Source organism: Catenulispora rubra (assembly GCF_015356825.1).
In the GTDB taxonomy this organism is placed as follows: Bacteria; Actinomycetota; Actinomycetes; order Streptomycetales; family Catenulisporaceae; genus Catenulispora; species Catenulispora rubra.
On sequence record NZ_JAACYW010000474.1, the window covers coordinates 1 to 5,336 of the forward strand.

Below are 5,336 nucleotides of genomic sequence, written 5' to 3' on the forward strand. Positions count from 1 at the left end.
GGGGTAGGGCCGGCGGCCGGCGGCGGGCTGGCGAGAAGCGAGCTAGGCAGGACTGATCGGCAGGCAGACTCGCAGATGCGGCGCGGCTGGCTGGCGCGAAAACGCGGTGCGGCGCGGCAGTCGGCTGGCGAGGCTGATCGGTAGGCAGGCACACAGGATTCGGCGGCTCGGCGGGGCAGGTCGGCTGGTCGCGAGGATTTGCCGTGCGCCAGGCAGATCGGCTGTCGGGCGAGCCGATCTGCCCGCCCAATCAGCCTGCCTGATCCGCCTGCCCGCTCAGCCCTTGGTTCGCCGGGGCACCCGCGCCAGCTCGATCCCGAAGCGCTCCCGCAGCAGCGTCAGCAGGTGCTCATCCGAGGTGACCTCCTCGGCGTGGCGGCCGGTGGTGTCGGTGGTGATCAGTTCGTCGGCGGTGAGGGTCAGGCGGCCGTCGTCGGTCAGGCGGGAGCAGACGAGGTTGCGGGTGAAGTGCGACTCCGGGGAGGTGACCTGCCACCAGCACGCCTGGGCGAAGTCGGTCAGGGCCAGGGGCCTCGGGTCGATGCGGTATTGGGCTTCGCCGTCGCGGAGGATGGTGAACTCCGCGTCGTCGTTCTCCGCGATGCGGAAGAGGCCGCCGGGGTCCTTCTGGTCTGTGCGGTCGGTGAAGTTCAGGGGGTACTCGGTGTGCTTGCCGAAGCCGACGTCGGCCAGCCAGGTGTCGCCGGCGGCGTCGGTGACGTGCAGGGCCAGGTGGTCCAGTGGTGGGCTGTAGCCGTGGGCCGTGCTGAAGGTGCGGGCTGACAGGCGGTGCACGCGGTAGCCGAACGCTTCCAGGAGCAGGGCGAACAGGCCGTTGAGTTCGTAGCAGAAGCCGCCTCGGCGGTGGTCGACGATCTTCTCGAACAGGGCCGCGCCGTCGAGGGTCACCGGTTCGTCGAGGTGGATGCTCAGGTTCTCGAACGGGACGGTGTGCAGGTGCGCGCTGTGCAGGCGGCGGAGTGTGGCGGCGTCGGGGGTGGGCGGGCCCTCGGTGACGCCGATGCGGGCGCGGTAGGCGGCGACCTGTTCGTGGTTCAGAGCGTGCATGGGTGCCATGGGTCCTTTATCGCAGATCCGGCGCGGAAACGCCTGGGGCCGCAGTCGTAGGACTGCGGCCCCAGGCGTTGTTCAGTACGTGCTCACGCGTCCGACGAGGTGCGGCGGCGGATCTTGTTGCCCAGCCAGACCAGCGGGTCGTACTTCTTGTCGACCACGCGCTCCTTCAGCGGGATCAGCGCGTTGTCGGTGATGTGGATGTGCTCGGGGCACACCTCGGTGCAGCACTTCGTGATGTTGCAGAAGCCGAGGCCGTGCTCCTCCTGCGCCGCCTTCTTGCGGTCGGCGGTGTCCAGGGGGTGCATGTCGAGCTCCGCCACGCGCATCAGGTAGCGCGGGCCGGCGAAGCTCTCCTTGTTCTCCTCGTGGTCGCGGACCGCGTGGCAGGTGTTCTGGCACAGGTAGCACTCGATGCACTTGCGGAACTCCTGCGAGCGCTCCACGTCGATCTGCTGCATGCGGTACTCGCCGGGCTTCAGGTCCTTCGGCGGGGTGAAGGACTTCACCTCGCGGGCCTTGGCGTAGTTGAAGCCGACGTCGGTCACCAGGTCCTTGATCACCGGGAAGGCGCGCAGCGGGGTGACGGTGACGGTCTCGTCCTGCTCGAAGGTCGACATGCGGGTCATGCACATCAGGCGGGGCTTGCCGTTGATCTCCGCCGAGCACGAGCCGCACTTGCCGGCCTTGCAGTTCCAGCGGCACGCCATGTCGGGGGCCTGCGTGGCCTGCAGCCGGTGGATGATGTCGAGGACGACCTCGCCCTCGTTGATCTCGACCTCGAAGTCCTTCAGGTCGCCGCCGGACGCGTCGCCGCGCCAGACCTTGAACTTGCCCTTGTAACCCATCGTCACTTCTCCTCGGCGGCGGTGTCGGACGTGGCGTTCTCGGCCTGGGCGCCCGCCTCGGCCTCGGCGGTCTGCTCCTCGGCCTGGGCCTCGGCGGACTTCGCGGCGGACTTCTCAGCCGCCGACTCGCCGTTGTTCTGGCCGGGGATCGGAGCGGCCTCCGGCACGGCGTCGGTCTTGGCCTCGGCGGATGCCTCGGCCTGAGCCTCGGGCTCGGCGTCCGTGACCGCGACCTCGTCCACGACCGCGTCCGTCGTGTCCTCGGCCGCCTCGCCGAGCACCGCCAGCTCCTCGTCCGTGAAGTACTTCTTCAGCTCGGAGACCTCGAACAGCCCCAGCAGATCCGGCCGGATCGTCGGAATCGGCTGGTGCTTGAGGTCGATCCCGGTCCCGTCCTCCGCCAGCGTGCAGATCAGGTTGACCTGCCGCCACTTCGAGGACATCGCCGGGAAGTCGTCGCGCGTGTGCCCGCCGCGGGACTCCTCGCGCTCCAGCGCCGCCTTGGCCACGCACTCGCTGACGATCAGCATGTTGCGCAGGTCCAGCGCGACGTGCCAGCCGGGGTTGAAGCGGCGCCCGCCGACCGAGCCGACCTTCTTGTGCCGGGGCTTGAAGTCCTCCAGCTTGGCCAGCGCCTCGCTCACCTCTTCCGGCTTGCGGATGATGCCGACCAGCGTGTTCATCGACACCTGCAGGTCGTGGTGCAGGGTGTACGGGTTCTCGCCCTCGGGGTTGGCCAGCGGGGCCAGCGCCTCCTCGACCGCGGCGTCGACGTCGGCCTCGGCCACCGCCGGCTTGCCGTCCGCGCCGAGCCCGTCCACGTACTCCGCGGCGTGCAGGCCCGCGCGGCGTCCGAAGACCAGCAGGTCGGACAGCGAGTTGCCGCCGAGCCGGTTGGAGCCGTGCATGCCGCCGGAGCACTCGCCGGCCGCGTACAGGCCCGGGACGTTCGTGCCCTGGGTGTCCGGGTCGACCTCGATGCCGCCCATGACGTAGTGGCACGTCGGGCCGACCTCCATCGGCTGCGCCGTGATGTCGACGTCGGCCAGCTCCTTGAACTGGTGGTACATCGACGGCAGCCGGCGCCGGATCTCCTCGGCCGGCAGGCGCGTGGAGACGTCCAGGTACACGCCGCCGTTCGGGGTGCCGCGGCCGGCCTTGACCTCGGAGTTGATCGAACGGGCCACCTCGTCGCGGGGCAGCAGCTCCGGGGGGCGCCGGTTGTTCTCCTGGTCGTCGTACCAGCGGTCGGCTTCCTCCTCGGTCTCCGCGTACTGCTTGCGGAAGACGTCCGGCACGTAGTCGAACATGAACCGCTTGTTCTCGCTGTTGCGGAGCACGCCGCCGTCGCCGCGGACCGACTCGGTGACCAGGATGCCCTTCACCGAGGGCGGCCAGACCATGCCGGTCGGGTGGAACTGGATGAACTCCATGTTCACCAGCGCGGCGCCGGCCAGCAGGGCCAGCGCGTGGCCGTCGCCGGTGTACTCCCAGCTGTTGCTGGTGACGGTGTAGCTGCGGCCGATGCCGCCGGTGGCCATGATCACCGCCGGGGCCTCGAAGAGCACGAACTGCCCGGTCTCGCGGTAGTAGCCGATCGCGCCGGCGATGCGCCCCTGCTCGTCCTTGAGCAGCCGGACGATCGTGGTCTCGGCGAAGACGCGCAGGCTGCCCTCGTACTCGCCGGTCTCAGCCTTGTCTTCCTGCTGCAAGGCGACGACGCGCTGCTGCAGCGTGCGGATCAGCTCCAGGCCGGTGCGGTCGCCGACGTGCGCCAGCCGCGGGTACTCGTGCCCGCCGAAGTTGCGCTGGCTGATCTTGCCTTCCTTGGTGCGGTCGAACAGCGCGCCCCAGGCCTCCAGCTCCCAGATGCGGTCCGGGGCCTCCTTGGCGTGCAGCTCGGCCATCCGGAAGTGGTTCAGGAACTTGCCGCCGCGCATGGTGTCGCGGAAGTGGACCTGCCAGTTGTCCTTCGGGTTCACGTTGCCCATGGCCGCGGCGGCGCCGCCCTCGGCCATCACGGTGTGCGCCTTGCCGAACAGCGACTTGCTGATGATGGCGACACGCTTGCCGGAGTGCCGGGCCTCGATCGCGGCGCGCAGTCCCGCACCGCCGGCCCCGATCACCACCACGTCGTAGGAGTGGCGCTCGATGCTCTCAGCGTTCTCAGTCTTCCCAGTCATGATTGCGCACTGATCCTTAGAAGAACGTCGGGTTGCTGAAGGTGCCGTTGGCCACCAGGGCGACATACGCGTCCGTCAGCGCCACGCCGAACAACGAGATCCACGCGAAGAGCATGTGCTTGTGGTTCAGCTTCGACACCAGCGTCCAGCCCTTGTAACGTAGCGGGTGCTTGGAGAAGTGCTTGAGCTTGCCACCCATGATGTGGCGGCAGGAGTGGCACGACGCCGAGTACAGCCACAGCATTGTGGCGTTGGCCAGCAGCACCAGCGTGCCCAGGCTCATGTGGCCCCAGGCGCCGTCGGCGTTGCGGAAGGCCAGGATCGCGTCCCAGGTCAGGATGACGTTGAAGATCAAGCCCGCGTAGAAGAAGTAGCGGTGCGAGTTGTTCAGGATCAGCGGGAAGCGGCGCTCGCCGGTGTACTTCTCGTGCGGCTCGGCGACCGCGCAGGCCTGCGGCGACAGCCAGAAGGCGCGGTAGTAGGCCTTCCGGTAGTAGTAGCAGGTCATCCGGAACCCCAGCGGGAAGATCAGGATGAGCAGCGCCGGCGAGATCGACCACCAGTCGCCGAACGGCTTGAAGCCACCCAGGGACGAGCCCGGCACACACTTCGTCGCGATGCACGGGCTGTAGAACGGTGAGATCAGGTTGCCGGTGTAGTAGTCGGCGTTCTGGAACGCGCGGAACGTCGCGTAGAAGATGAAGGCGATCAGCACAATCATCGTCAGGAGCGGACTGAGCCACCACCTGTCTGTGCGCAGCGTCTTCTGTTCGATCTGTGCGCGCGCCGGGCTCAGCGGGGCGGGTGCCTCGGGGCCGGGCGCGATGGTGTCAGTCGCCATCGACTTGTGTCTCCCAGACGGGCAATGTTCTTACACTGATGTCTTACACGTAGGCGTCTTGCGGGGCTATCAACTTGGCAGGGCTCTAAGAAGCTGCGCGAACTCTAATGGACATTGCGTCAGATTCCATAGAACGCGTCACCCGGAGTAGTGGAAACGTGATCTACCTCACATCCTACCGGCGGCTGATCAGGGCCCGGACGGCGGGGCGACCGACAAGGGTTTGGCATCATGCTCCTCGAAGCCGCCACCGATGCGACGCTCGACGCGCCGGGGGCGCACGGGGACACGGGGAGACGGGAACGGCGCGCGTGAGGCGGCCGTAATCAAGGAGTGGTCGCGATGGTGGGAGCGGTCGGGGCGGTCGGGGCGGTCGGGGCGGCGATGGGG

At 68.2% G+C, this 5,336-nt stretch carries 4 protein-coding genes; all 4 read right to left on the reverse strand.

What is annotated here, in order from left to right:
* Positions 1–276: 276 nt before the first annotated feature.
* The 4 genes from GWK61_RS52510 to sdhC all read right to left on the reverse strand — a co-directional run bounded on the left by GWK61_RS52510 (position 277) and on the right by sdhC (position 4,946).
* Positions 277–1,068 (reverse strand): arylamine N-acetyltransferase family protein, encoded by a 792-nt coding sequence (locus GWK61_RS52510; protein ID WP_228564427.1) that lies wholly within the window; start codon positions 1,066–1,068, stop codon positions 277–279.
* Positions 1,069–1,160: 92 nt separating this feature from the next.
* Complete coding sequence (locus tag GWK61_RS52515; RefSeq protein ID WP_194921760.1) at positions 1,161–1,922, reverse strand: succinate dehydrogenase/fumarate reductase iron-sulfur subunit; 762 nt, start codon at positions 1,920–1,922, stop codon at positions 1,161–1,163.
* Between the two features lie 2 nt (positions 1,923–1,924).
* Entirely contained in the window at positions 1,925–4,105 is a 2,181-nt protein-coding gene (locus GWK61_RS52520) for a fumarate reductase/succinate dehydrogenase flavoprotein subunit (RefSeq protein WP_194921762.1), read from the reverse strand.
* 16 nt (positions 4,106–4,121) lie between these two features.
* Entirely contained in the window at positions 4,122–4,946 is an 825-nt protein-coding gene (gene sdhC, locus GWK61_RS52525) for a succinate dehydrogenase subunit SdhC (protein WP_194921763.1), read from the reverse strand.
* Positions 4,947–5,336 lie beyond the last annotated feature (390 nt).

Bases quoted from the DNA above. Each gene is read 5' to 3' on its own strand.
- sdhC (WP_194921763.1), bottom strand. From the start codon at position 4,946: ATGGCGACTGACACCATCGCGCCCGGCCCCGAGGCACCCGCCCCGCTG.
- GWK61_RS52515 (WP_194921760.1), bottom strand. From the start codon at position 1,922: ATGGGTTACAAGGGCAAGTTCAAGGTCTGGCGCGGCGACGCGTCCGGC.
- GWK61_RS52520 (WP_194921762.1), bottom strand. From the start codon at position 4,105: ATGACTGGGAAGACTGAGAACGCTGAGAGCATCGAGCGCCACTCCTAC.
- GWK61_RS52510 (WP_228564427.1), bottom strand. From the start codon at position 1,068: ATGCACGCTCTGAACCACGAACAGGTCGCCGCCTACCGCGCCCGCATC.